This window comes from Streptomyces sp. NPDC023723 (assembly GCF_040639815.1).
GTDB lineage: Bacteria > Actinomycetota > Actinomycetes > Streptomycetales > Streptomycetaceae > Streptomyces.
Genome location: NZ_JBFAAP010000028.1, coordinates 1 through 22,270, shown reverse-complemented (window position 1 = coordinate 22,270; position 22,270 = coordinate 1). Strand labels below are relative to the sequence as shown.

The 22,270-nt window shown below is 73.6% G+C and carries 19 protein-coding genes and 2 pseudogenes; 6 read left to right on the top strand and 15 right to left on the bottom strand.

Annotation, left to right across the window (positions count from 1 at the left end; genetic code table 11):
* Positions 1 to 61: 61 nt before the first annotated feature.
* The 4 genes from AB0G32_RS25640 to AB0G32_RS25625 all read right to left on the bottom strand — a co-directional run bounded on the left by AB0G32_RS25640 (position 62) and on the right by AB0G32_RS25625 (position 4,846).
* Entirely contained in the window at positions 62 to 1,840 is a 1,779-nt protein-coding gene (locus tag AB0G32_RS25640) for an FtsX-like permease family protein (RefSeq protein WP_361167691.1), read from the bottom strand.
* A gap of 1 nt (position 1,841) precedes the next feature.
* Positions 1,842 to 2,684 (bottom strand): ABC transporter ATP-binding protein, encoded by an 843-nt coding sequence (locus AB0G32_RS25635; protein ID WP_361167688.1) that lies wholly within the window; start codon positions 2,682 to 2,684, stop codon positions 1,842 to 1,844.
* Positions 2,685 to 2,752: 68 nt separating this feature from the next.
* The gene (locus AB0G32_RS25630; protein ID WP_361167685.1) at positions 2,753 to 3,295 is read right to left on the bottom strand and encodes a PadR family transcriptional regulator; all 543 of its coding nucleotides are present in this window, start codon (positions 3,293 to 3,295) and stop codon (positions 2,753 to 2,755) included.
* A gap of 96 nt (positions 3,296 to 3,391) precedes the next feature.
* Positions 3,392 to 4,846: a glycosyltransferase family 39 protein gene (locus tag AB0G32_RS25625; protein ID WP_361167682.1), complete on the bottom strand. Its 1,455-nt coding sequence runs from the start codon at positions 4,844 to 4,846 to the stop codon at positions 3,392 to 3,394.
* Positions 4,847 to 5,001: 155 nt separating this feature from the next.
* Here AB0G32_RS25625 and AB0G32_RS25620 point away from each other — a divergent pair, with 155 nt between their 5' ends.
* Positions 5,002 to 5,682: a response regulator transcription factor gene (locus tag AB0G32_RS25620; RefSeq protein WP_361167679.1), complete on the top strand. Its 681-nt coding sequence runs from the start codon at positions 5,002 to 5,004 to the stop codon at positions 5,680 to 5,682.
* Positions 5,669 to 7,138, top strand: a complete 1,470-nt coding sequence (locus tag AB0G32_RS25615; protein WP_361167676.1) for a HAMP domain-containing sensor histidine kinase — start codon at positions 5,669 to 5,671, stop codon at positions 7,136 to 7,138. The genes AB0G32_RS25620 and AB0G32_RS25615 overlap by 14 nt, the downstream gene beginning before the upstream one ends.
* Here the strand turns inward: AB0G32_RS25615 and AB0G32_RS25610 are convergent.
* From AB0G32_RS25610 to AB0G32_RS25600, 3 genes and pseudogenes are all read right to left on the bottom strand, one after another.
* Positions 7,109 to 7,657 (bottom strand): O-acetyl-ADP-ribose deacetylase, encoded by a 549-nt coding sequence (locus tag AB0G32_RS25610; RefSeq protein ID WP_361167673.1) that lies wholly within the window; start codon positions 7,655 to 7,657, stop codon positions 7,109 to 7,111. The two genes, AB0G32_RS25615 and AB0G32_RS25610, sit on opposite strands and share 30 nt — an antisense overlap.
* A pseudogene (locus tag AB0G32_RS25605) lies at positions 7,654 to 9,063 on the bottom strand (NAD(P)/FAD-dependent oxidoreductase). The gene AB0G32_RS25610 and the pseudogene AB0G32_RS25605 overlap by 4 nt, the downstream one beginning before the upstream one ends.
* Positions 9,064 to 9,245: 182 nt before the next feature.
* Positions 9,246 to 10,094, bottom strand: a complete 849-nt coding sequence (locus AB0G32_RS25600; RefSeq protein WP_361167670.1) for an inositol monophosphatase family protein — start codon at positions 10,092 to 10,094, stop codon at positions 9,246 to 9,248.
* Between the two features lie 159 nt (positions 10,095 to 10,253).
* Here AB0G32_RS25600 and AB0G32_RS25595 point away from each other — a divergent pair, with 159 nt between their 5' ends.
* Positions 10,254 to 11,318 (top strand): biotin/lipoate A/B protein ligase family protein, encoded by a 1,065-nt coding sequence (locus tag AB0G32_RS25595; RefSeq protein WP_361167667.1) that lies wholly within the window; start codon positions 10,254 to 10,256, stop codon positions 11,316 to 11,318.
* A gap of 11 nt (positions 11,319 to 11,329) precedes the next feature.
* Here the strand turns inward: AB0G32_RS25595 and AB0G32_RS25590 are convergent, their stop codons facing one another.
* The gene (locus tag AB0G32_RS25590) at positions 11,330 to 11,920 is read right to left on the bottom strand and encodes a TetR/AcrR family transcriptional regulator (protein ID WP_361167664.1); all 591 of its coding nucleotides are present in this window, start codon (positions 11,918 to 11,920) and stop codon (positions 11,330 to 11,332) included.
* Between the two features lie 227 nt (positions 11,921 to 12,147).
* Here AB0G32_RS25590 and AB0G32_RS25585 point away from each other — a divergent pair, with 227 nt between their 5' ends.
* A complete protein-coding gene (locus AB0G32_RS25585; RefSeq protein ID WP_361167661.1) occupies positions 12,148 to 13,086 on the top strand; it encodes an alpha/beta hydrolase in 939 nt (312 codons plus the stop codon).
* Between the two features lie 20 nt (positions 13,087 to 13,106).
* Here the strand turns inward: AB0G32_RS25585 and AB0G32_RS25580 are convergent, their stop codons facing one another.
* Complete coding sequence (locus AB0G32_RS25580; protein WP_361167658.1) at positions 13,107 to 13,967, bottom strand: alpha/beta fold hydrolase; 861 nt, start codon at positions 13,965 to 13,967, stop codon at positions 13,107 to 13,109.
* A gap of 115 nt (positions 13,968 to 14,082) precedes the next feature.
* Between AB0G32_RS25580 and AB0G32_RS25575 the strand changes: the two genes are divergently transcribed.
* Together AB0G32_RS25575 and AB0G32_RS25570 are read left to right on the top strand one after the other, a co-directional pair.
* Positions 14,083 to 14,484, top strand: coding sequence for a helix-turn-helix domain-containing protein (locus AB0G32_RS25575; protein ID WP_361167655.1), 402 nt, complete (start codon positions 14,083 to 14,085; stop codon positions 14,482 to 14,484).
* A gap of 169 nt (positions 14,485 to 14,653) precedes the next feature.
* Positions 14,654 to 15,319, top strand: a complete 666-nt coding sequence (locus tag AB0G32_RS25570) for a hypothetical protein (RefSeq protein ID WP_361167652.1) — start codon at positions 14,654 to 14,656, stop codon at positions 15,317 to 15,319.
* On the opposite strand, the gene AB0G32_RS25565 is transcribed toward AB0G32_RS25570, so the two are convergent.
* The 6 genes and pseudogenes from AB0G32_RS25565 to AB0G32_RS25540 form a co-directional block, all read right to left on the bottom strand.
* The gene (locus AB0G32_RS25565) at positions 15,310 to 16,842 is read right to left on the bottom strand and encodes an NCS1 family nucleobase:cation symporter-1 (protein WP_361167649.1); all 1,533 of its coding nucleotides are present in this window, start codon (positions 16,840 to 16,842) and stop codon (positions 15,310 to 15,312) included. The genes AB0G32_RS25570 and AB0G32_RS25565 overlap by 10 nt on opposite strands.
* Before the next feature lie 67 nt (positions 16,843 to 16,909).
* Entirely contained in the window at positions 16,910 to 17,932 is a 1,023-nt protein-coding gene (locus tag AB0G32_RS25560) for a TIGR03842 family LLM class F420-dependent oxidoreductase (RefSeq protein ID WP_361167646.1), read from the bottom strand.
* A gap of 11 nt (positions 17,933 to 17,943) precedes the next feature.
* Positions 17,944 to 19,353: a dihydropyrimidinase gene (hydA, locus tag AB0G32_RS25555; protein WP_361167643.1), complete on the bottom strand. Its 1,410-nt coding sequence runs from the start codon at positions 19,351 to 19,353 to the stop codon at positions 17,944 to 17,946.
* Positions 19,354 to 19,380: 27 nt separating this feature from the next.
* A complete protein-coding gene (locus AB0G32_RS25550) occupies positions 19,381 to 20,664 on the bottom strand; it encodes an aspartate aminotransferase family protein (protein ID WP_361167640.1) in 1,284 nt (427 codons plus the stop codon).
* Complete coding sequence (locus AB0G32_RS25545) at positions 20,661 to 21,503, bottom strand: nitrilase-related carbon-nitrogen hydrolase (RefSeq protein ID WP_361167637.1); 843 nt, start codon at positions 21,501 to 21,503, stop codon at positions 20,661 to 20,663. The genes AB0G32_RS25550 and AB0G32_RS25545 overlap by 4 nt, the downstream gene beginning before the upstream one ends.
* 171 nt (positions 21,504 to 21,674) lie before the next feature.
* A pseudogene (locus AB0G32_RS25540) lies at positions 21,675 to 22,270 on the bottom strand (hypothetical protein); the annotation flags it as partial.

The window sequence follows — 22,270 nt, the reverse complement described above, 5'->3', positions numbered from 1 at the left end:
CCAGTGCGGCTGCGGCGGCGCCTCGAGCGGGGGTGGCCCGCACCTCCGAGTACCGCGGCGGTCAGGCGGGTTCGGCGTTCAGGGTGGGGCCGGCGGGGCCCCGGGTGTGGACCCAGGCGGGCAGGGCGGTCAGCGCGCCGACCGTCAGCAGGACGGCGAGCGCGGCGCCGAGCAGCCATGAACCGGGGGGCACGACGACGGTGCGGCTGAACAGGTTGTAGAGCACGAGTCCGACGGGGGTGCCCACCGCCACCCCGAGCGCGCCCGGCAGAACTTGGGCGGTGCACAGCGCCATGACCACCTGGCCCGGCGTGGCGCCGAGGGTCCGGGTGACGGCCAGGGCGCGCCGGGCCCGCACCGCCGCGCTCCAGCCGAGGAACACCGTGTTGAGCACCGACAGGGCCACCAGTACGCAGGTGACGCCGGTCACCGTCTGGACGGTCACGATGTCCCGCAGCCCGCCGGGGTTGGACACCCCGTAGGAGACCTTCACGTCGGGGACGGCGTGCAGGGTGAGCAGCGCGGTGACCATGACGCTGGTGGCGCCCGCGCCGACGGCGGTCAGCGCGGCGCGGCCGGGGCGGCGGGCCAGCAGCCGGACGCCGACCAGCAGCGCGGCGGGCAGGTACGCGGACACGGCGGTCAGCCGCGGGTGGCGGACGAGCTGGTGGGCCGGGTCGGCCAGGGTGTCGACGGTGCTGGTGCGGGCGGCGCGCACGGCGGGGCCGAGCGTCCCGGCGAGGGCGACCACGACGGCGAGGAAGACCGTGCCGACCACGGTGTCGGTGGCCGGCGGACCGACGCTGTTGATCAACCCGGCGCTGGGGTCGGCCAGTTCGGGGGCGAGCAGGGACGCGGCGGTCAGCCCGAGGGCGGTGGCCAGCAGGGTCAGCAGCAGGTGCTGCGCCAGCAGTACGGCGGCGACGGCGGCGGGCGTCGCACCGACCGCCTTGAGCAGTCCGGCCCGCCGGTTGTCGCGGCCGGCGCGTACGGCGGTGAGCGCGGCGAGGGTGACGATCGCGGCCGCGGCGAGCAGCCAGCCCCCGACGACCAGGGCGGGCCGGGCGAACATGATGAACTTGGCGTCCTCGTCGAGGACGTTCTGCCAGTAACGGACGTTGACCCAGTCGCCGCCCCGGTCGCCCTCCGGGAAGGCGGTGGCGATCCACCGGGTGGTCGCGGCGGGGTCCGCCAGCTTCAGGTGGATCAGGTGGACGCCGGGCGTGTCCCCGGCCGCCGCGCGGGTGTCGGCGGTGGTGAGCCAGACCTTGCCGCCGTAGTCGGACGGTCCGGGCTCCTGCGCCCAGTCGCTCCCCGGGTACACGCCGGTGGCCACGCTGAGGGCGATCCCGACCACCGGGTAGTCGCGGCCACCGATGGTGACACGGTCGCCGACGACCACCCCGAGCACCTGCGCGAAGCTGCGCTCGACCACCACGCCGCCGGACCGCACCCAGCTGCCGGAGGTGACCAGCGGCCGGTCCACGGCGGACGGTTCGGCGTCCCGTCCTTCGACCGCCGACCGCGCGTCGCGGCCGTGCGCCCGGACGACGGTGTCGAAGGTGAAGACCGGGTCGGACTGCGCGACCACCCCGGGCGTCCGCGCCAGCCGTTCGGCCACCGCGGCGGGGTCGGTGGCCGTCGTGATCGCCGTGATGTCGGGACCGGCGGTGGCCGCGCGGGTCTTCAGGTAGGCGGTGCCCAGGGCGTCGTCGGCGGCCATGCCGAGGGCCAGGGAGGCGGTGGCGGCGGTGACCGCCAGCAGGAACATGGCGGCCTCGCCGGGGCGGCGGCGCAGGTCGCGCGCGATCAGGCGGCAGAGCAGCAGCAGGCGTCCCATGTCAGTCCTCCCCCCAGTCCAGCAGCGAGCCGAGGCCCGCGCCGCCGGGGCGGGGGGCCGTGGCGCGGGGGGTGGTGGGGGAGGTGGCAACACCGGAACCTATGGAGCCGGTGCCGGTGCCGGTGCTGGTGCCGTCTGTCAGACGGGTGTCGTCCGTCAGGGTTCCGTCGCGCAGGGCGACGACGCGGTCCGCCGTGGCGGCGACGCGCTCGTCGTGGGTGACGACGACCAACGTCTGTCCGGCCGCGCCGAGTTCGCCGAAGAGCCGGAGGATGTCGTGGGTCGCGGCGCTGTCCAGGTTTCCGGTGGGCTCGTCCGCGAGGACCACCAGCGGCTCGTTGACCAGGGCCCGGGCGATGGCGACCCGCTGCCGCTGCCCGCCGGACAGCTCCGCGGGCAGATGCCGGGCCCGGTCGGCGAGCCCGACCCGGTCGAGGAGGGCCGCGGCCCGGTCGCGGGCGGCGCGCGGCCCGGCGCCGGCGAGCAGCGCGGGCAGCTCGACGTTCTCCGCGGCCGTCAGCTCGTCCATGAGGTGGAAGCCCTGGAACACGAAGCCGACGGCCCGGCGGCGCAGCCTGGCCAGCGCGCGTTCACCGAGGTCGTCGACGCGCCGCCCGCCGAGCCACACCTCGCCGTCGGTGGGCCGGTCCAGTCCGCCGAGCAGTTGCAGGAGCGTCGACTTTCCGCAGCCGCTGGGGCCGGTGACGGCGAGCGTCTGCCCGGCGGGGACGTCGAGGTCGACCGCGTCGACGGCCCACACCAGGCTCTCGTCCCGCCCGTACGTCCGCGACAGGCCGACCGCCCGGAGCGCGGGCCCGGACCCGGCCCCCGCGCCGTCGCCCACGCACCCTTCCGGCCGTCCCCGCCGGCTTCTCCCCCGCGACCGGTTCCCGGTCCACCGACCGTCTCTCGTCATCCGGCCCCTCCGCCTTTCCCACGTGGGGCGCGGGCGGACCAGGTCCGCGCGCACGCCTCCAGCCAGCGCAGCTCGGCCTGCAACCGGAGGGCGATGCCCTCCAGGAGCAGTCCGGCCTCCGAGTCGGTGTCGTGCGCGAGGACGGCGCGCTGGGTCTCGGCGAGGCGGTGCAGCAGCTCGCGGCGCCGCGCGTCCACGAGTGCCAGCGGGTCGGCGCGGCGGGACTCGGCGGCGGCCACCAGCTTCAGGTGGAACTCCGTCACGTCCGCGCGCGGCCCGGCGCCCTCCGCCAGCCACGCGGTCACCCGCTCGTGCCCGGCCGCGGTCGGTGCGTACACCTTGCGCCGCGGGCCGCGCACCGGCACGTCCTCGCGCTCCTGGACCACCAGGCCCGCCTTCTCGAGCCGGGTGAGCGTCACGTAGATCTGCCCCGCGTTCAACGACTCCCCCACCGGCCCGAGCGCCGCCGCCAGCCGTCTGCGCAGGTCGTACCCGTGCGACGGCTCCTTGACCAGCAGCGCCAGCACCACGTCCTGCACGGACCGCCCTCCTTCACGACCCGCCTATAGATAGCGGTTATCCAATGGACCGTCAAACCCGGCGCCTGCGCACCTGTCCCCTCCGCACCCGTCACCTCATCCCCCCGGCGAGAGGGCGTGGTCCCGGACATAGACGGTGATCCGCGCCCCGTTGACCGGGGTCGTCCGGTACTCGTGGAAGTGGCGCCGCAGGGTGCTGGTCTTCGCCGCCTCCCGCGGGTCGGCCGGCCGGCGCACACCCACCGCGCGGACCGCGACGATCCGGTCGAAGTCCAGCATCCGGGCCGCGATGTCCCGGGCGGGCAGCTCGACCCCGGCCAGCGTGTTGGACGAGACAGGGTCCTGGGCCAGGGCGAGATCGGTCAGCCCGCGGGTGTCCTCGGGGGTGGCCGCGGTCAGGATGCGGTGCTGCCCGGAGAGGTAGAGCAGCCCGTCGCCGGGGCGGCCCGCCTCGCGGACGGCGGCGCCGATGGCGGTGACGTCGTTGCTCCGGCTCTGCGGCGTCCGCAGCGCCAGGCTCGGCTGGACGAGCGCGGCCAGTGCTGCGGCCGCCGCGAGCCACGCGTAGCGCGAGGAGCGCCGCAGCCGGAGGAAGCAGTCCATCCAGGCGCCCAGCAACAGGGCGGCGCCGATATTGCCGTAGAGCACGTACCGGTCGACGAAGAGCGGCTTGACGGGTGAGGTGATCAGCAGCAACAGGCCGGGGAGCACCAGAATCGGCAGGGCCAGCACGGCGAGCCGCACCGGGCCCCTCGTCCGCAGGGGCGCCCGGGCACACAGCAGGCCCAGGACCGCCACCACCAGGAAGTAGCGGAACCGCACCGGTCCGACGATCCAGGACACCTGCTCCGACTGCCCCGCGCTGCGGATCACCAGCGGCAGCAGCCCGGCCACGACGCCCGCCGCGGCCGCGCTCCAGGCCGTCAGCACCGGTCGTGGCACCCGGGAGACGAGCAGGGTGACACCGTGGGCGACCAGCGCGAGGACCGCGAACTCGTGGAGCAGGCAGGCCAGCAGCATGGTGACGCCGTAGACCGCCCACCGCCACCGGGCGCGACGCGCGACGCCGGCCACGAGTGCGTAGGTGGCCCAGGTGACCAGGGCGCAGACCAAGGCGTACGAGCGGCCTTCCTGCGCGTACTTCTGCACCTGGGGAAGGAGCGCGAACACCAGCCCGGCGAGCAGTCCGGCCCGGGGGCCGGCCAGCCGCAGCCCCAGCAGTCCGACTCCGCTCGCCGCCACCGACATGGCCAGCACGGACGGCAGCCGCAACGTCAGCAGCCCGGCGCCGAAGAGACCAAAGAGCTCGTGCATCACGGCGTAGTGGAGGGCATGGACCAGGTCGATGTGCTGGGCGGTGTGCCATATCTGCGACAGGTCGCGGCGGGCGAGCTGACAGGTGACGGACTCGTCCCCCCACATGGTGTTCTGCCTGCGAATGCCCCAGAGCCCCAGCGCCAGGGTCAGCAGCAGGGGTACGCCGACGACGGCTGCGGCCGGGCTCGGTGATCGCCGGCGGACGGCGGCGGGAGGCGGGACCGTCCTGGCCACGGTCGGGGCACGTTGGTCTAGGGACATCGGCGACGGGGCCTTTCAGCGACGGCGAGGGAACCGCGCCAGCGTGCCGGGACCTGGTTGACCGGATGCTGATCCAACCTGACCGGACGATCAGGAAGACGGGCCGGCGCTGTGCGAGGCTGCCCCGCATGCGCATCCTGGTGGTCGAAGACGAGGTGGACCTCGCCCATACCCTGCACACCGGCCTGACCGCCGAGGGCTACAGCGTCGACCTCGCCCATGACGGCCGGCAGGGCCTGTGGATGGCCCGGACCGGCGAATACGCCCTGGTGGTACTGGACTTGATGCTGCCCGGACTGAACGGCTACAAGGTCTGCGCCCAACTGCGCCGGGAGGGCAACGCGACCCCCATCCTGGTGCTCACCGCCAAGGACGGCGAGTGGGACCAGGCCGAGGCCCTGGACACGGGGGCCGACGACTACCTGGCCAAACCCTTCTCCTACGTGGTGCTCGTCGCCCGGCTGCGGGCCCTGGTCAGACGAGCCGCCGCGGTCGCCCCGCCGGTCCTCGCCGTGGGCGACCTCTCGTTGGACGTGGCCGGCCGGGTCTGCCGCCGGGCCGGGGCCCGGGTGGACCTCACCCCCCGGGAGTTCGCCGTGCTGGAGCTGCTGGCCCGCCGGGCGGGCCAGGCGGTCTCCAAGACCGATCTGCTCTACCACGCCTGGCCCGACGAGGCCCAGGATCCCAACCTGGTGGAGGCGCGCGTCAGCGCCCTGCGCAAGAAGGTGGACGCCGCGTTCCACCGGCAGTCCCTGCAGACCGTGCGGGGTACCGGCTACCGATTGGTGGACGACCGTGACCGCGACTGAGCCGGGACGCCGCTGGTGGCCGCGTTCGGTACGGGCCCGCACGGCCCTGGCCGCCGCCGCGGCCACCGCCGTCGTCCTGGCCGGCCTCGGCTGGTGGGTGCACCACGACGTCTACCGCCAGGGCACCCGGATCGCCGAGAAGCAGGCCGAGACGCAGGTGTGGGCGCTCGCCGATCAGCTGAACGAGGGGGTGGTTCCCCGGCGCAGAGGCGGGGCCGCGCCGTACGAGGTCGTCGCGACCGGCCGACGCGCCGCTGTCTCCTTCGGCGGCGGCATGGAAGACCTCGATCCCGGCACCCGCCATGTGCTGCCCGCCCCCTCGGCGGCCGAGGCGCCCGACGTCCTGACGATCCGTCCCCTGCGCATACCGGTGCGCGGCGGCGGCGACTCCAGGGACCGGCTCCGGATGGCCGGCGGGACCTACCCGGTCCTGTCCACCGACATCAGCGCCGGCCGGCTGAGCCGCGACCAAGTCGCCGCTCTGGGTGTCGCCGACGACGCCACGCTGCGGGCCTATGTGGTGGTGCTCCCGCACACGGCCGAGGACATCACCGAGACCACCGACCGCGTGCTGCTGCGGGCCGGGCTCGTCGGCCTCCTGCTGATCGCCGCCGCCGCCTACTTCGCCGTCCGGGTCGCGCTGCGGCCGGTCGAGGCCATCCGGGTGCTCACCGCCTCGGTCACCGCCGGCGACCCGCGCGAACGCGTCACCGTCCCCGCCACCGGACACGAGATCACCGCCCTGGCCACCACCATCAACACCACCCTGCAACGCCTCGACAACGCCGCCGCCCAGCAGCGCCGGTTCGTCGCGGACGCCGCCCACGAACTGCGCAGCCCGCTCACCACCCTGCTGGCCAGCCTGGAAGTCGCGCTCGCCTACCCGGACCGCACCGACTGGCCCGCCGCGGCCACCACCGCCGCCCGGCAGACCCGCCGTCTCCAGGCCCTCGCCGAGGACCTGCTGCTCCTCGCCCGCCTCGACACCCGCACCCCCGCGGCCGGCCCCGGCACCGTCGACCTGACCGCCCTCGCCGCCCGGCTCGCCGAGCAGTACCCGCTCACCGGACGGCCGTTGGCCCTCACCTGCGACAGCACCGCCCCCGCCCCCGTGCACGGGGACCCCGACGGCTACGAACGGCTGCTGCGCAACCTCGTCGACAACGCCGTCCGGCACGCCGCACACCGCGTCCAGATCACCGTCCGCGCCGAGGACGGCTGGGTGGTCCTCACCGTGCACGACGACGGACCGGGCGTGCCCGCCGAGGACGCCGAGCGCGTCTTCGAACGGTTCGTCCGGCTCGACGACGCCCGCTCCCGCGACCACGGCGGCACCGGCCTGGGCCTCGCCATCGCCCGCGACCTGGCGCACCGCCACCAAGGCACGCTCACCCTCGCCCCCCGGACCCTCGGCGCGTGCTTCCGGCTACGCGTCCCCCGGGTCCCCGGCCGCTGATCGCCGCGGCCGGCCGAGCTCGGCGGCGAACGCGGCGTGCGCCCGGTCGTCGAAGAGCACGAACCGGACCTCCGCCACCTCGGTGTCCGCGTCCCGCACCGCCGCCAGGGCGATGCGCGCCGCGTCCGGCACCGGCCAGCGGTAGACACCGGTGGAGATGGCCGGGAACGCCACGGTACGGGCGCCCAGTTCGTCGGCGACGCGCAGGCACTGCCGGTGGCAGGCGGCGAGCAGGCCGGAGCGGTCCTCGGTGGCGGACCAGACCGGGCCGACGGTGTGGATCACCCAGCGGGCGGCCAGCGCGCCCGCGGTGGTGGCGACCGCCTGTCCGGTGGGCAGACCTCCGCCGTACCGCGAGGCGCGCAGGTCGCGGCAGGCGTCGAGGATCGCCGGGCCGCCGCGGCGGTGGATGGCGCCGTCGACACCGCCGCCGCCGAGCAGCGAGGAGTTGGCCGCGTTGACGATCGCGTCGGCGTGCTCGCGGGTGAGGTCACCCCGGACCAGGGTGATGCGGGTCATGGCTGCCGCAGTCTGCGCCAGACGGCCTTCGCCGCGTTGTGCCCCGACATGCCGTGCACCCCGGGGCCGGGCGGGGTCGCCGAGGAGCAGATGAAGACGGCCGGATGCGGGGTGGCGTACGGGAACAGGGACGGCTTGGGGCGGAGCAGCGCCTGGAGGCCGGAGACCGCGCCGGAGGCGATGTCGCCGCCGACGTAGTTGGCGTTGCGGGCGGCCAGTTCGGGCGGGCCGGCGGTGGCGCGGGCCAGGACGCGGTCGCGGAAGCCGGGGGCGAACCGCTCCAGTTGGCGTTCGATGACATCGGTGAGGTCGCCCCGCCAGCCGCTGGGGACATGGCCGTACGCCCAGAAGACCTGCTTGCCGCGCGGCGCGCGGGTGGGGTCGGCGACGCTGGGCTGCACGGTGATCAGGAACGGCCGCTCCGGGGCGCGGCCGGCCCGGGAGGCGTCGTGCAGGGCGGTGCCGATCTCGGCGCTGTCCGCGCCGACCTGCACGGTGCCGGCGACGCGGGCCTCGGGCGCGGTCCACGGGACGGGGCCGTCCAGCGCGTAGTCGATCTTGAAGACGCCGGGGCCGTACCGGTAGCCGTCGTAGGCCCGGCCGAAGCCGGCGATGCGGGCCAGCGCGGTGGGCGAGGTGTCGAAGACGTAGGCGCGGGCGGGCGGCAGGTCGTCCAGCCGCTTGACCTCGTAGTCGGTGTGCACGGTGCCGCCGAGGTCGGTGAGGTAGGCGGTGAGGGCGTCGGAGATCGCCTGGGAGCCGCCGCGGGCCACCGGCCAGCCGCGGGCGTGCGCGGCGAGGAGGAAGACCAGGCCGATGGCGGAGGTGGCGAGGCCGCCGAGCGGTGCCATGACGTGCGCGACCAGACCGGCCAGCAAGGTCTTGGCCTTCTCGTCGTGGAAACGGCGCATCAGTCAGGTCGACGGGGGCAGACCGGTGAGGCCGAAGCGGGCCAGGGTGACCGGGTCGCGGGGCAGCGCGGTCAGCGGCAGCGACATGAAGTCCCGGACCAGCGTGTCCCAGTGCGGCAGGAAGGGTTCGACCAGTCTGCGGTAGGTGCCCGCGTCGCGCGGTCCCAGGGAGGCGGCGGTCTCCCCCACCGAGCGGGCGAGCACGGCGGCCGAACCGTCCAGGGACGGGTGGGCCATCGGCAGGTCGGCGTGCAGCCACTGGAGGCCGTAGCGGTCCAGGGGCAGGGCGCGGAAGGCCGGTGAGTTGATCCCGAGGGGGTGGGCAGCGGCGCACGGGTCGTGCCGGAAGCCGGGCAGGGTCAGCTCCTCGGTGCGGGCACCGCCGCCCACGGTGCTCCGGGCCTCGAAGACGGCGACGGAGAAGCCGCGCCGGGCCAGCTCCACGGCAGCGGTCAGCCCGTTCGGCCCCGCACCCACCACGACCGCATCGAGCATCGACGGCACCTCGGACCCCTTCGTCAGCCGATGGCCACTCGGACCAGGATAGGCCCCGGGTCTTCGCGGGCCCCGGGCACCGGTGCCCACTGGACCGGCCCGACCGACCCGACTGGCCCGACCGGCCCGAGCCCCGGGCCGGTCGGGGCGCGGGCCACCGGGCCGGTCGGGGCGCGGGCCCGTCAGGCGGCGCCGCCGGACAGCACCGCGATGGTCCGGCGGGCGGTGGCCGCGTCGCGGGCCGCGGTGAACGGCAGGTCGTTGCCGCCCGTGACGCGGAACGGCTCGCCGGTCAGGGTCAGGTGCGTACCGCCGGCCTCCTCGACCAGCAGCAGCCCCGCCGCGTGGTCCCAGGCGGCCTCCCAGCCGAAGACGGTGGCCTCCAGCTCGCCGCGGGCGACGGCCAGGTACTCCAGTCCGGCCGAGCCGCAGGGGCGCGGTGCCAGGCCCGGGACGTCGAGGGCGCGCAGGACGCGCTTTTGTTCGTCGGTGGTGAAGTCCGGGTGGGAGGTGGCGATCCGCAGGTCGCGGCCGGGCTCGGGCGGACCGGCGTACAGCCGCTCGCCGTCCAGGAAGGCGCCCCGGCCGCGTATCGCCGTGGCGAACTGGTCGCGGGCGGGCGCGTGGGTCCAGGAGGCGAGCAGCTCGCCGTGGTGGGCGAGGGCGACCAGGGTGCAGAAGCCGCTGTCGCCGTGGACGAACTGCCGGGTGCCGTCGACGGGGTCGACGATCCACACCGGCGCGTCGCCGCGCACCGCGTCGTAGCTGGCCGGGTTGGCGTGCACCGCCTCCTCGCCGACCACGACCGAGCCGGGGAGCAGGGCGATCAGGGCCTCGGTGAGGTACTGCTCGGCGTCGCGGTCGGCGTCCGTCACCAGGTCGTGCGGTCCGGCCTTCTGGTCGACCTCGTGCGCGGCGAGCCGGCGCCAGCGCGGCATCACCTCCTGCGCGGCCGCCTTGCGGACGGCCTCCTCCACGTCGTCGGCGTGCCGGGCGAGAAACTCGTCGATGGTTTCGTTGTTCTCGATCATGCCTCCATGAGAGCACGCGGCACTGACAATCCCCTCCCGGGCGGTGTGCACCGGGTGGAATCGGGACGAACACCGGGTGCGCCCGGGAGCCCTCGGTGCCCGCCGGGCCGGTGTGCGGGCGAGTTACCGTTGATCGGGAAAACGGCACGTGGAGGAAAGATGCACGGGGAGTACAAGGTCCCGGGTGGCAAGCTGGTCGTCGTCGATCTCGACGTGGCCGACGGCGCGCTGCGCGACGTCCGGGTGTCGGGCGACTTCTTCCTGGAGCCGGACGAGGCCCTGCTCGCCATCGACCGGGCCCTCGAAGGCGCCGCGGCCGAGACCGACGCCGCCGGCCTCGCCGCCCGTGTCGACGCCGCCCTGCCCGAGGGCACCGTCATGTACGGCCTCACGTCGGAGGGCGTGGCCGTGGCGGTGCGCCGCGCCCTGGCCAGGGCGACGGACTGGACCGACTACGACTGGCAGCTCGTCCATGACGCCCCCCAGTCCCCCGCCCTGCACATGGCCCTCGACGAGGTCCTCACCGCCGAGGTCGCCGCCGGCCGCCGCGGCCCCACCCTGCGGGTGTGGGAATGGGGCGGGCCCGCGGTGATCATCGGCAGTTTCCAGTCGCTGCGCAACGAGGTCGACCCGGCGGGCGCCGCCCGGCACGGCATCAGCGTCGTGCGACGCATCTCCGGTGGGGGTGCCATGTTCGTGGAGGTCGGGAACAGCATCACCTACTCGCTGTCGGTGCCCGCGCCGCTCGTCTCCGGCCTGTCCTTCGCCGAGTCCTACGCCTACCTGGACGACTGGGTGCTCGGCGCCTTCGCCGACATGGGCATCAAGGCCTGGTACCAGCCCCTCAACGACATCGCCACCGACGCCGGCAAGATCGGCGGCGCCGCCCAGAAGCGCGTGGTCGCCACCGACGACGGTCCCGGCGCCGTCCTGCACCACGTCACCATGAGCTACGACATCGACGCCGACAAGATGCTGGAGGTCCTGCGCATCGGCAAGGAGAAGATGTCGGACAAGGGCACCAGGAGCGCCAAGAAGCGCGTCGACCCCCTGCGCCGCCAGACCGGCCTGCCCCGGGAAGCGGTCATCGACCGGATGCTGGCCTCCTTCCGCAACCGCTACGGACTGGCCGAAGGCCACGTCACCGCCGAGGAGATGGCCCGCGCCAAGGAGCTCGCCGAGACCAAGTTCAGCAGTCCGGAGTGGACCGCCCGGGTGCCCTGACCGCCGGCACCTCAGTCGCTGGCGCCGAGAGCCCGCGCGAGTGCGTCGAGGGTCACGTCGACGACGGCGCGCAACTGCTCCGTACTGGTTCCGGCCCTGCTCATGACGGCGAGGGACTGGTTCACGGCCGCGAGGTGGGCCGCGAAGGACTCGGCCGCCGCGTCGGACAGCCGGCCGGCCGTCAGCGCGGTGCGCAGCCGGGCGTGCTGGAAGCCGATCGCCTCCCGCGCCCGGGCCGCGACGCCCGCGCTCAGCACCGGGGTGGCCATGACGGTCTGGGCCACCAGGCAGCCGTCGGGCAGGCGGGGGTCCGCGATGCGTTCCAGGGTGACGTCGAAGAACGCCCGCGCGGCCGCCAGCGGCCGGTCGGCGGCGCAGGACAGCGCGGCGTCGTACTTGTCTCCGTAGCGCGTGGTGTACCGCTCCAGGCAGCGCAGGAAGAGCGTGTCCTTGTCGCCGAGGGAGGAGTAGATGGAGCTGCGGTTGAGCCCGGTCGCCCGGGACAGGTCGTCCACCGACGTGTCCGCGTAACCGGCCCGCCAGAACTGGACCATCGCGGCATCCAGCGCCGCGGCGACGTCGAACTGCTTCTTGCCCGCCATGCCGCGCCTCCCTCCTGTCGGCCTTCCGGCTTACCCGGCCTTCCCGGCCTTCTCGGTGGAGACCACCATACCCATCTTGAACTAATCAGTTCAAGATGGGTTAGGGTGCAGCCATGCCCGCCGCGCTCGTCGTGGCCGCCGCGCTCGTGGGCCGCGCCCCCGGCCGGCCCCGGCGCACCGGATCGACCGGCACGCGCACGCACACCTGACACCAGTGGAGGAAAGTCATGGCCGACCCCGCGCACACCCCCCGCGTCCCCGGCAACCCGGTCCGCGACCTGCCACTGCCCGACCTGGCCGGTTTCACCCACCGCTGGGTCGACGCGGGCGGCGTCCGGCTGCACGCGGTCGAGGGCGACCGGCCGGACGGGCCGCCCGTCGTGCTGCTCGCCGGGTTCCCGCAGACCTGGTGGGCATGGCGCAAGGTGATGCCGAGCCTGGCCGGCCGGTTCCGCGTGATCGCGATCGACCTGCCGGGCCAGGGCCACTCCGAACGCCCGGACATCAGCTACGACACGCACACGGTCGCCGCGCACGTGCACGCCGCGGTCGAGGCGCTCGGTGTCCCGGCCTACTGGCTGGTCGCCCACGACATCGGCGCCTGGGTCGCCTTCTCCCTCGCCCTGAAGTACCGGAGCGGGTTGCGCGGCCTGGCGCTGCTGGACGCCGGCATCCCGGGCATCACCCTCCCCGACGCCGTTCCGACCGACCCGGCGCGGGCCTGGAAGACCTGGCACTTCGCCTTCCACCTGGTGCCCGAGCTGCCCGAGACACTGCTCGCCGGCCGCGAACGGGAGTACGTCGGCTGGTTCCTGAAGGCCAAGACCCTCGCCGCGGACACCTTCGACAACGCCGAGATCGAGCGGTACGCCGCGTCGGTGGCCGCCGACGGCGGTCTCCGTGCCTCGCTGGCCTACTACCGGGACGCCGCCGAGTCGGCACGGCGGAACCACGAAGCGCTGCAACGGCAGCGCCTGGAGCTCCCGCTGCTCGGCATCTCCGGCAGCCACGGCTCCATCCCCGACATGGCGGCCTCCCTCAAGCCGTGGGCCGACCGCGCCACCGGGATCGTCGTGCCGGAATCGGGCCACTTCATCCCCGATGAACAGCCCGCCGCCGTCGCCGCCGCGCTGACCGACTTCGTCACCGGGAACGCCGCCGCCTGACCGGCCACTTGGACGAGTGATCAAGCACCCCTCCGGTCCGGTGGCACGGGGTGACCCGCCAGGAACGGGCGCAGGAGGGCGAGGAGCCGCCGCGGGCGGTGCAGCGGGATGATGTGGCCGCAGTCCTCGACGATCCGACCGGTGAGGTCGTCGGTGACCGGACCGAGCTGGCGTTCCAGCGCGGCGCCGACCGGGTGCGCGCCGATCGCCAGGGTCGGCACGGTCAGCAGCGCGGCGGCGACGGCCCGTTCGATCTGGGCCGCGCTCTCGTCCAGCGCGCGATAGGAGGAGAAGGCCCGGCGCAGCGCGTCGCGTCCGGTGTAGGCGTGCACGAAGCGGTCCCGTACGTCGGCCGGCACGCCGTCGCCGAGGGTGCCCGAGGTGAGGAAGAAGTCGACGTACCGGGCCTCGTTGCCCGCCAGCACCGATTCCGCCAGTCCGGGCACGCGGTGGAAGCCGAACCACCACGGGGCGCCGTGCGCGAGGAAGTCCTCGGCGCCGGGCAGCCGGCCGATCAGGGACTCCATGAGGACCAGCCGGCGCACCAGGTCCGGGCGGCGCACGGCCAGCAGGAACGCCGGGGGCGCACCGGCGTCGATGCCGGCCACCGCGGCGCCTCTCGCGCCGAGCGCCGCCAGCAGGGCGGCGGCGTCCTCGGCCAGCGTGCCGGCGTCGTACCCGGCGGCGGCCGGGCCGCTGGCCCCGAAGCCCCGCAGGTCGGGCGCGATGACCGTGTACCGGTCGGTGAGGCCGGCCAGCACCTCCCGCCACACCTCCCAGGTGTGCGGGAAGCCGTGCAGCAGCAGGACGGGCGGTCCGCTGCCGTCCAGGGCCACGTTCAGCTCCACTCCGTTGACGGCGATCCGGCGCAGCTCGGGCATGTCGAACTCCAGAAAGCAGGAGGTGGCGGGCGGTAACCAAAGGAGACAAGGCAACCGTAGGGAACTACCATCGGGTTGCCCAGACGGCACTTTCCCGACAGGTGGTGAGCCCGGCGTGACCACGTCCCGGCGCGGTGACCTCTTCGATCCGCTGTGCCCGACCCGGCAGTTGCTGGACCGCATCGGCACCAAGTGGACCTCGATGGCGATCAAGGTGCTCGCCGACGCGGCCCCCGGCGAGGTGCGGTTCGCGGATCTGCGGCGCCGGATGCCGGGCATCTCGCAGAAGATGCTCTCCGTCACCCTGCGCGGCCTGGTCGGTGACGGCCTGGTGGACCGCCGGGTGGAGCCGACCGTGCCGCCCGCCGTGCACTACCGGCTGACCGACCTCGGCCGCTCCCTGGAGGAGCCGCTGTCCGCGCTGCGCGCCTGGGCCGAGCGGCACATGGCGACGATCGACGAGACGCATCGCCGGCAGGAGGAGACGGCGAACGGGCCGAGCCGCAACGGGAGTTGACGTCTCGGACGGCGGTCGCCCGCCGCCCCTGACGGTCCGTGCGGGGCCGTCTGCGTCACCGCGCGGGCACGGAGCGAGTTCACCCTTCCGCCCCACAGGGAGACGTGTGAGACTGGCGTCCCGTCCGCTGTGCGGACCCCTCCGCACCGTCCCCCACGAGAAGTGCGCCGTGTCCTCGCTACCCCTGCCGCTCGCCCTCACCGCGCGCCTGGCCCCGGTCGCCGTGCTCGCCACGGCGGGCTGGGTGCTGTCGTCGCCGTCCGACACCACCTCGGCCGCCGGCCCCGAGGCGACGGCGACCGCCTCCGGCACACCGACCGCCTCCGCGTCCGCCAGCCGGGCGGCGACGAAGACGTACGCCAGTGCCCCCGGTCCCTGCGCGAGCCTGGCGAAGAAGACGATCACCTCGCTGGTGCCGGGCGCCAAGACGGCCGGCAAGGAGATCGCCTCCACCGACGCCGCGGTGCGCCGCACCTGCTCGTGGAACGCGCTCAAGGGGTACGACTACCGCTGGCTCGACGTCTCCTTCGAGGTGACGGAGTCCGACGAGGCGGCCGCGAAGACGTACCAGGAGCGGATCACCGACAAGAGCGGCGGCGGCGCGGTCGAAGGGCTCGGCGACGCGGCGTACTCCGTCGTCAACCTCACCACCGAGGACAAGCAGCAGACCCGGGAGGGCACGGTGGTGGTCCGGGCCGCCAACGCCCTGGTGGTCATCACCTACAACGGCAGCGACTTCGAGTCGAAGAAGGCACCGGACACGGACACGATCAACAAGGGTGCCATCAAGGCCGCCAAGGAGGCCGTGGCCTCCCTGGCGGACGGTCAGGGCTGACCCGCCCCGCGCCGGCGGCCGGCCGTCAGCGCGAGGTAGACGGCGAGGGAGGTGCCGAGTCCGACGGCCCAGCCGTAGTCGGCGAGCGGCTGGAGGAACGGGATCAGGCTGTCCACGGGGAACGGGCCCGCCTTGTTCCCGTCCGCGTCCAGCGTCGAGTAAGAGCCGCCCACGGCGAGCAGGCCGCCGGCCACGAACGCGGCGACGGCCCGCCAGTTCCAGCCGCCCGAGTACCAGTACCGCCCGTGCGCGACATACAGGTCGGCCAGGTGCAGTTCGGTGCGCCTCACGATCCAGTAGTCGGCGATCAGGATTCCCGCGACGGTGCCGAGCAGACCGCCGACCACACCGAGCCAGGTGAAGATGTACAGCTCGGGCGTCGAGGTCAGCTTCCACGGCATGGTGACGACACCGAGCACCCCGGTGATGATCGCGCCGGTGCGGAAGGTGATGCGTTTCGGCGCGAGGTTGGCCAGGTCGTAGGCGGGTGAGACGACGTTCGCGGCGACGTTGACGGAGATCGTCGCCACGAACACGGTGATCAGCGCGAAGAGCAGACCGAACACGTTGTCGGTCTTGCCGGCCAGCTCGACCGGGTCCCAGATCGCCGCGCCGTACACCTGCTGCGAGCCGGAGGTGACCAGGACCGACAGCAGCGCGAAGAGGGTCATGGTCGTGGGCAGGCCGAGGCTCTGCCCCCACACCTGCGCCCGCTGGCCCCGGCCGAAGCGGGTGAAGTCGGGGATGTTCAGGGACAGCGTCGACCAGAAGCCGATCATGCCCATCAGGCCGGGGAAGAAGACCTTCCAGAAGTCGGCGCCCCAGCCGACCTTCGACGGCTCGTGCAGCAGTGGGCCGAAGCCGCCCGCCTTGCCGGCGATCCAGACCAGCAGCACCACCGCGCCGGCCAGGACGAACGGGGCGGCCCAGTTCTCGAACCGGCGCAGCGTCTCCATCCCCCGGTGAATCAGGGCGAGTTCGATCACCCAGAAGACCAGGAAGCACAGCCACAGGGTCCACGGGTAGCCGCCGACCCGCCCGGCGTCCGCCCAGCCGCCGAAGATCTTGCCGAGCAGTACGAAGATGCCCTGGCCGCCGATCCAGGTCTGGATGCCGAACCAGCAGCAGGCCACCGCCGCCCGCAGCAGCGCGGGCAGGTTGGCGCCCCGGACGCCGAACGAGGCGCGGGCCAGCACCGGGAAGGGGATGCCGTACTTCGGCCCGGCGTGGCCGGTCAGCAGCATCGGCAGCAGCACGATGACGTTCGCCAGCCCGATGGTCAGCACCGCCTGCTTCCAGTCCATGCCCAGCGCCACCAGCCCGGAGGCCAGCGTCCAGGACGGGATGCAGTGGGCCATGCCGATCCACAGCGCCACGAAGTTGTACGTGGTCCAGCGCCGCTCGGCGAGCGGGACGGGCCGCAGGTCGTCGTTGGCGTAGCGGCTGCCGGCCGGGTAGGCGCCGGCCGGCAGCTCGACGGCGCCGGTGGAGGCGGGGGCGGGTATCGGAGCGGTGTCGGTCATGGGCAGGCCAATCGGGCGAGGGGACGGGAGAGGCCGTGCGGGTGCGGGACCGGTGGGGTGCGCGGGGTCAGCCGTCGACGGCCGGGATCACCTGTGATCCGTAGGTGTCGATGACGGATTCCCGGGCGTCGTGCATGGCGTAGAGGGCGAACTGGTCGACGCCGAGGGCGCGCAGCGCGGTCAGCTTCTCGATGTGCCGTTCGACCGGTCCGATCAGGCAGAACCGGTCGACGATCTCGTCCGGCACGAAGCCGGTGTCCGGGTTGCCGCTGCGGCCGTGGTGGGCGTAGTCGTAGCCGTCGCGGGCCTTGATGTAGGCGGTGAGTTCGGCGGGTACGGCGGCGGAGTGCTCGCCGTACCTGGCGACCAGGTCGGCCACGTGGTTGCCGACCATGCCGCCGAACCAGCGGCACTGCTCGCGGGCGTGGGCGAGGGCGGCGGGCGAGTCGTCCTCGGTGACGTAGGCGGGCGCGGCGACGCACACCGTGACCTCGGCCGGGTCGCGGCCGGCGGCCACCGCCGCGTCCCGCACCGCCCGCACCATGTACTCGGTGAGGTAGAGGTCGGCGAGTTGGAGAATGAAGCCGTCGGCCTCCTCGCCGGCCAGCTTCAGGGCCTTCGGCCCGTACGCGGCCATCCAGACGGGGAGTTCGGCGCCGGGTCCGATCCACGGGAAACGGACCACCGTGCCACCGCCGAGGTCGGCCTCCGCTCCGCTGCCGAGCGCCCGGATGACCCGCATGGCGTCGCTGAGCCGGGCCAGTGTGGTCGGCGGCCGGCCGGCCACCCGCATCGCGGAGTCGCCGCGGCCGATCCCGCAGACGGTGCGGTTGCCGTACATGTCGTTGAGGGTGGCGAAGGTGGAGGCGGTCACCTCCCAGGCGCGGGTGCCCGGGTTGGTGACCATCGGGCCGACCTTCAGCTTCCGGGTGTTGGCGAGGATCTGGCTGTGGATGACGAACGGCTCCTGCCACAGCACGGCGGAGTCGAAGGTCCAGCCGTAGCGGAAGCCGTTTCGTTCCGCCCGTTTCATGAGGCTGATGACACGGGCGGCCGGTGGGTCGGTCTGCAGGACGAGTCCGAAGTCCATGGGCGCGGCTCCTAGTTCAGGTACTGGCAGGTGGAGCGCGGGGTGTAGACGCCGTGGCCCTTGCGGCCGGTGTACTCCCGCTCGGTGATGACCGGCTCGCCGCGCGAGAGGACGGTGTCGACCCGGCCGGTGATCCGCCTGCCCTCGTACGCCGAGTAGTCGACGTTCATGTGGTGGGTGGCGGCGGAGATGACCTGTTCGGCGGCCGGGTCGTAGAGCACGAGGTCGGCGTCCGCGCCCGGCGCGATGGTGCCCTTGCGGCCGTACAGGCCGAACATCCGGGCCGGTGCGGCGCAGGCGATCTCGATCCAGCGGCGGCGCGAGATGTGCCCGTCGACCACGGCCTGGTGCAGCAGGTCCATCCGGTTCTCCACGCCCGGCAGCCCGTTGGGGATCTTGGAGAAGTCGCCGCGGCCCAGTTCCTTCTGGCCGGTGAAGCAGAACGGGCAGTGGTCGGTGGAGACCACCTGGAGGTCGTCGGTGCGCAGTCCCCGCCACAGCGCCGCCTGGTGCTCGCGCGGCCTCAGCGGCGTACTGCACACGTACTTGGCGCCCTCGAAGTCCGGCTCGGCCAGGTTGTCGGTGGACAGGAACAGGTACTGCGGGCAGGTCTCGCCGAAGACCGGCAGCCCCTCGTCGCGAGCCCGGGCCAGTTCCGCGACCGCCTCCACCGCCGAGACGTGCACGACGTACAGCGGTGCCCCGGCGACCTGGGCGAGGCGGATCGCGCGGTGGGTGGCCTCGGCTTCCAGGAGGGCCTTGCGGACCTCGCCGTGGAAGCGGGGGTCGGTCTCGCCGCGGGCCAGGGCCTGCTGCACCAGGACGTCGATGGCGATGCCGTTCTCGGCGTGCATCATGATCAGGCCGCCGTTGTCGGCGGCGCGCTGCATGGCGCGCAGGATCTGGCCGTCGTCGGAGTAGAAGACACCCGGGTAGGCCATGAACTGCTTGAACGAGGTCACCCCCTCCGCCACCAGCAGGTCCATCTCCTTCAGCGTCTCCTCGTGCACATCGGAGACGATCATGTGGAAGCCGTAGTCGATCGCGCAGTTGCCCTCCGCCTTGGCGTGCCAGGCGTCCAGGCCCGCGCGCAGCGAGCCGCCCTTGGACTGGATGGCGAAGTCGACCACGGTGGTGGTGCCGCCCCAGGCGGCGGCCCGGGTGCCGGTCTCGAAGGTGTCGGCGGCGAAGGTGCCGCCGAACGGCATCTCCATGTGGGTGTGGGCGTCGACCCCGCCCGGGATGACGTACTTGCCGGTGGCGTCCAGCACCCGGTCGGCGGTGAACGCCTCGGCGGCCGGGGTGCCGGTGGCGGCGAGGGCGGCGATCCGGCCGTCCTCGATCAGGACGTCGGCGTGCACCTCGTCGGCGGCGGTGACGACCAGACCGCCGCGGACGACGGTACGGCTGCTGCTGCTCATGCGGTTCCCTCTCTCAGGGCCGGGCACTTACAGACTGCTGAGCGCGCGCTCCAGGATCGCGGCGCCCTCCTCGGCCTCCGCGACGGTCAGGGTGAGCGGCGGGGCGATGCGCAGCGCGCTGGTGTCGTGGCCGCCGCCCTTGCCGATGAGCAGTCCGCCGGCCCGGGCCTCCTCCAGTACCGCCGAGGCGGCCCGCGGGTCGGCCTCGTCGGTGCCGGGCCGGGTCAGCTCGACGCCGATCATCAGGCCCCGGCCGCGCACCTCGCGGACGTGCGGCACCCGGGCGGCGACGGCCCGCAGCCGCTCGATGAGCAGTCCGCCGACCCGCCGGGCGTTGCCCTGGAGGTCGTGTTCGAGGAGGTAGGTGAGGTTGGCGAGACCGGCCGCCATGGTGATCTGGGTGCCGCCAAAGGTGGCGATGCTGTTCGCGTCCAGGCAGTTCATGATCTCGGCGCGGGCGACGACCCCGCCGATGGACATGCCGTTGCCGATGCCCTTGGCGAACGTCACGATGTCGGGCGGGCCGCCGCGGCCGTGCGCCTGCCAGCCCCAGAAGTGGTCGCCGGTGCGGCCCCAGCCGGTCTGCACCTCGTCGGAGATCCACAGGATGCCGCGTTCGTGCAGCACCTCGCGGAAGGCGGCGTACAGGCCGTCCGGCGGGGAGGTGAACCCGCCGACGCCCTGCACGGGTTCGGCGATCAGCGCGGCCGGCGGGCGGGTGTGGCCGAGCAGATCCGTCAGGTCCGCGACGCACGCCGCGATGAACTCCCGGTCGTCCAGGTGCGCGTAGGGGCCCCGGGTGCGGACGCCGCCGTGCACGTAGAGGGTCTGGAGCGGGGAGAGGGAGGTGGGTGACCAGCCGCGGTTGCCGGTGATGCCGACGCTGCTGAACGAGCGGCCGTGGTAGCTGTTGCGCATCGCCAGGACCGTGTTGCTGCGCCGGTACGCCGTCGCCAGCAGCAGAGCCGTGTCATTGGCCTCGGTGCCGGAGGTGGTGAAGAAGACCCGGGCCTCGGGGATGCCGCTCACCTTGGCGATCCGCTCGGCGAGTTCGACCATCGGCCGGTTGAGGTAGAGGGTCGAGGAGTGCAGGAGGCGGCCGGCCTGTTCCGCGACCGCCTTGGACACCTCGGGCAGGGCGTGCGCGGTCATGGTGGTGAGGATGCCGCCGAAGAAGTCCAGGTACTTGCGGCCGGCCGCGTCCCACACGTGCCGGCCCTCGCCGTGGGTGATCTCCAGGGGGTCCTCGTAGTACAGGGCGAGCCAGTCGGGCAGCACGGCCCGGTGGCGGCCCAGCAGGTCGTGGGTCACGGCCGCACCAGCCCCTCGTAGGCGTCGGGGCGGCGGTCGCGGTAGAAGGCCCACTGCTGCCGCACCTGTTCGACGAGGCCGAAGTCGAGGTCGCGGACGACCAGTTCCTCCTTGCTGTCGCTGGCGGTGTCACCGACGAACTGGCCGCGCGGGTCGACGAAGTAGGAGGTGCCGTAGAAGTCGTTGTCGCCGTACTCCTCCTGGCCGACGCGGTTGATGGCGGCGACGAAGTACTCGTTGGCGACCGCCGCCGCGGGCTGCTCCAGCCGCCACAGGTGGGCCGAGAGGCCGCGGTGGGTGGCGGACGGGTTGTACACCAACTGGGCGCCGTTGAGGCCGAGTTGTCGCCAGCCCTCCGGGAAGTGCCGGTCGTAGCAGATGTAGACGCCGACCCGGCCCACGGCGGTGTCGAAGACCGGCCAGCCGAGGTTGCCGGGCCGGAAGTAGTACTTCTCCCAGAAGCCGTGCACCTGCGGGATGTGATGCTTGCGGTAGGTGCCGAGGACGGTGCCGTCGGCGTCGATCACGGCGGCGGTGTTGTAGTAGAAGCCGGACTGCTCGACCTCGAAGACGGGGGCGACGACGACCATGCCGGTCTCGCGGGCGAGGGCCCGCATCCGGCGGACGGTGGGGCCGTCCGGCACGGGTTCGGCCCAGCGGTAGTGCTCGGGGTCCTGGACCTGGCAGAAGTAGGGGGCGTTGAAGACTTCCTGGAACCCGATGATCTTCGCGCCCCGCCGGGCCGCCTCGCGGGCGTGCTCCTCGTGTTTCGCCACCATGGACTCGGTGTCCCCGGTCCAGGTGGCCTGGACCAGAGCGGCACGTACGACGTTGGCCATGAGCTGCTCCTTCGACGCGACGTCAGAAGCCTCTACGCCCGTAGAACAGGCCGTAGAAGGACGAAAGTAAGCCTCCCGGACGAGCTTGCCAAGACCATCGTCGTCAAGGCGCGATGTCGATCGGGTTTCACACTCCGGTGGACGAGCGGGCTCCCCGGCAGGTCAGCCCGGTCAGCCCGCCAGTCCGGCCACCCGCAGGGCGTGTACGAGATCCCAGTGCCGTTCGTCGCCGACGCCGAGGGCGGCTTCGAGCAGCAGCGGGACGAGGCGCGGCGGGTCGGGGGCGACGCTGGGCGCGGCCTGTTCGGGGGTGCGGACCCGGACGTAGGCGCCGAGCAGGACCCGGGCCGCGCGGTGCCGGCCGGCGTCGACCAGGCCGAGGACGCCCCGGCCGATCTCGTCGGCCGGCCGTACGACGCCCTGCCGCAGGATCTGCTCGGCGTCGTCTTCGCGGCCCGCCCCGGCCAGCGCGTCGGCGGCGTCGACCAGCCGGTCCGCGGGCAGCGCGGCGGCCTCCCAGAGCAGGGTGGCCCAGTCCGCGCCGAGCCCGGCGTCCCGCAGCGCGTCGGCGAACAGGGGCAGGCGTACGGCGGGCCACTGCGCGGCCTCGGCCAGCAGTCCGTGTGCCTCGCCGCTGCGTCCCGCGCGGCGCAGGTACGCCAGCCGCCGGACGGCTTCGGCGACCACCTGCCGGTCGGCCGCGCCGGCCCCTAGCAGCGCACACACCTCGGCACAGAGCCGGGGCAGGTCCTCCCTGGACAGCGGCC

Excerpts from the sequence above, each read along its gene's own strand:
- AB0G32_RS25640 (WP_361167691.1), bottom strand. The coding sequence starts at position 1,840 with ATGGGACGCCTGCTGCTGCTCTGCCGCCTGATCGCGCGCGACCTGCGC.
- AB0G32_RS25620 (WP_361167679.1), top strand. The coding sequence starts at position 5,002 with ATGCGCATCCTGGTGGTCGAAGACGAGGTGGACCTCGCCCATACCCTG.
- AB0G32_RS25590 (WP_361167664.1), bottom strand. The coding sequence starts at position 11,920 with ATGGCGGGCAAGAAGCAGTTCGACGTCGCCGCGGCGCTGGATGCCGCG.
- AB0G32_RS25595 (WP_361167667.1), top strand. The coding sequence starts at position 10,254 with ATGCACGGGGAGTACAAGGTCCCGGGTGGCAAGCTGGTCGTCGTCGAT.
- AB0G32_RS25610 (WP_361167673.1), bottom strand. The coding sequence starts at position 7,657 with ATGACCCGCATCACCCTGGTCCGGGGTGACCTCACCCGCGAGCACGCC.
- AB0G32_RS25545 (WP_361167637.1), bottom strand. The coding sequence starts at position 21,503 with ATGGCCAACGTCGTACGTGCCGCTCTGGTCCAGGCCACCTGGACCGGG.
- hydA (WP_361167643.1), bottom strand. The coding sequence starts at position 19,353 with ATGAGCAGCAGCAGCCGTACCGTCGTCCGCGGCGGTCTGGTCGTCACC.
- AB0G32_RS25580 (WP_361167658.1), bottom strand. The coding sequence starts at position 13,967 with ATGCCCGAGCTGCGCCGGATCGCCGTCAACGGAGTGGAGCTGAACGTG.
- AB0G32_RS25585 (WP_361167661.1), top strand. The coding sequence starts at position 12,148 with ATGGCCGACCCCGCGCACACCCCCCGCGTCCCCGGCAACCCGGTCCGC.
- AB0G32_RS25560 (WP_361167646.1), bottom strand. The coding sequence starts at position 17,932 with ATGGACTTCGGACTCGTCCTGCAGACCGACCCACCGGCCGCCCGTGTC.
- AB0G32_RS25565 (WP_361167649.1), bottom strand. The coding sequence starts at position 16,842 with ATGACCGACACCGCTCCGATACCCGCCCCCGCCTCCACCGGCGCCGTC.
- AB0G32_RS25600 (WP_361167670.1), bottom strand. The coding sequence starts at position 10,094 with ATGATCGAGAACAACGAAACCATCGACGAGTTTCTCGCCCGGCACGCC.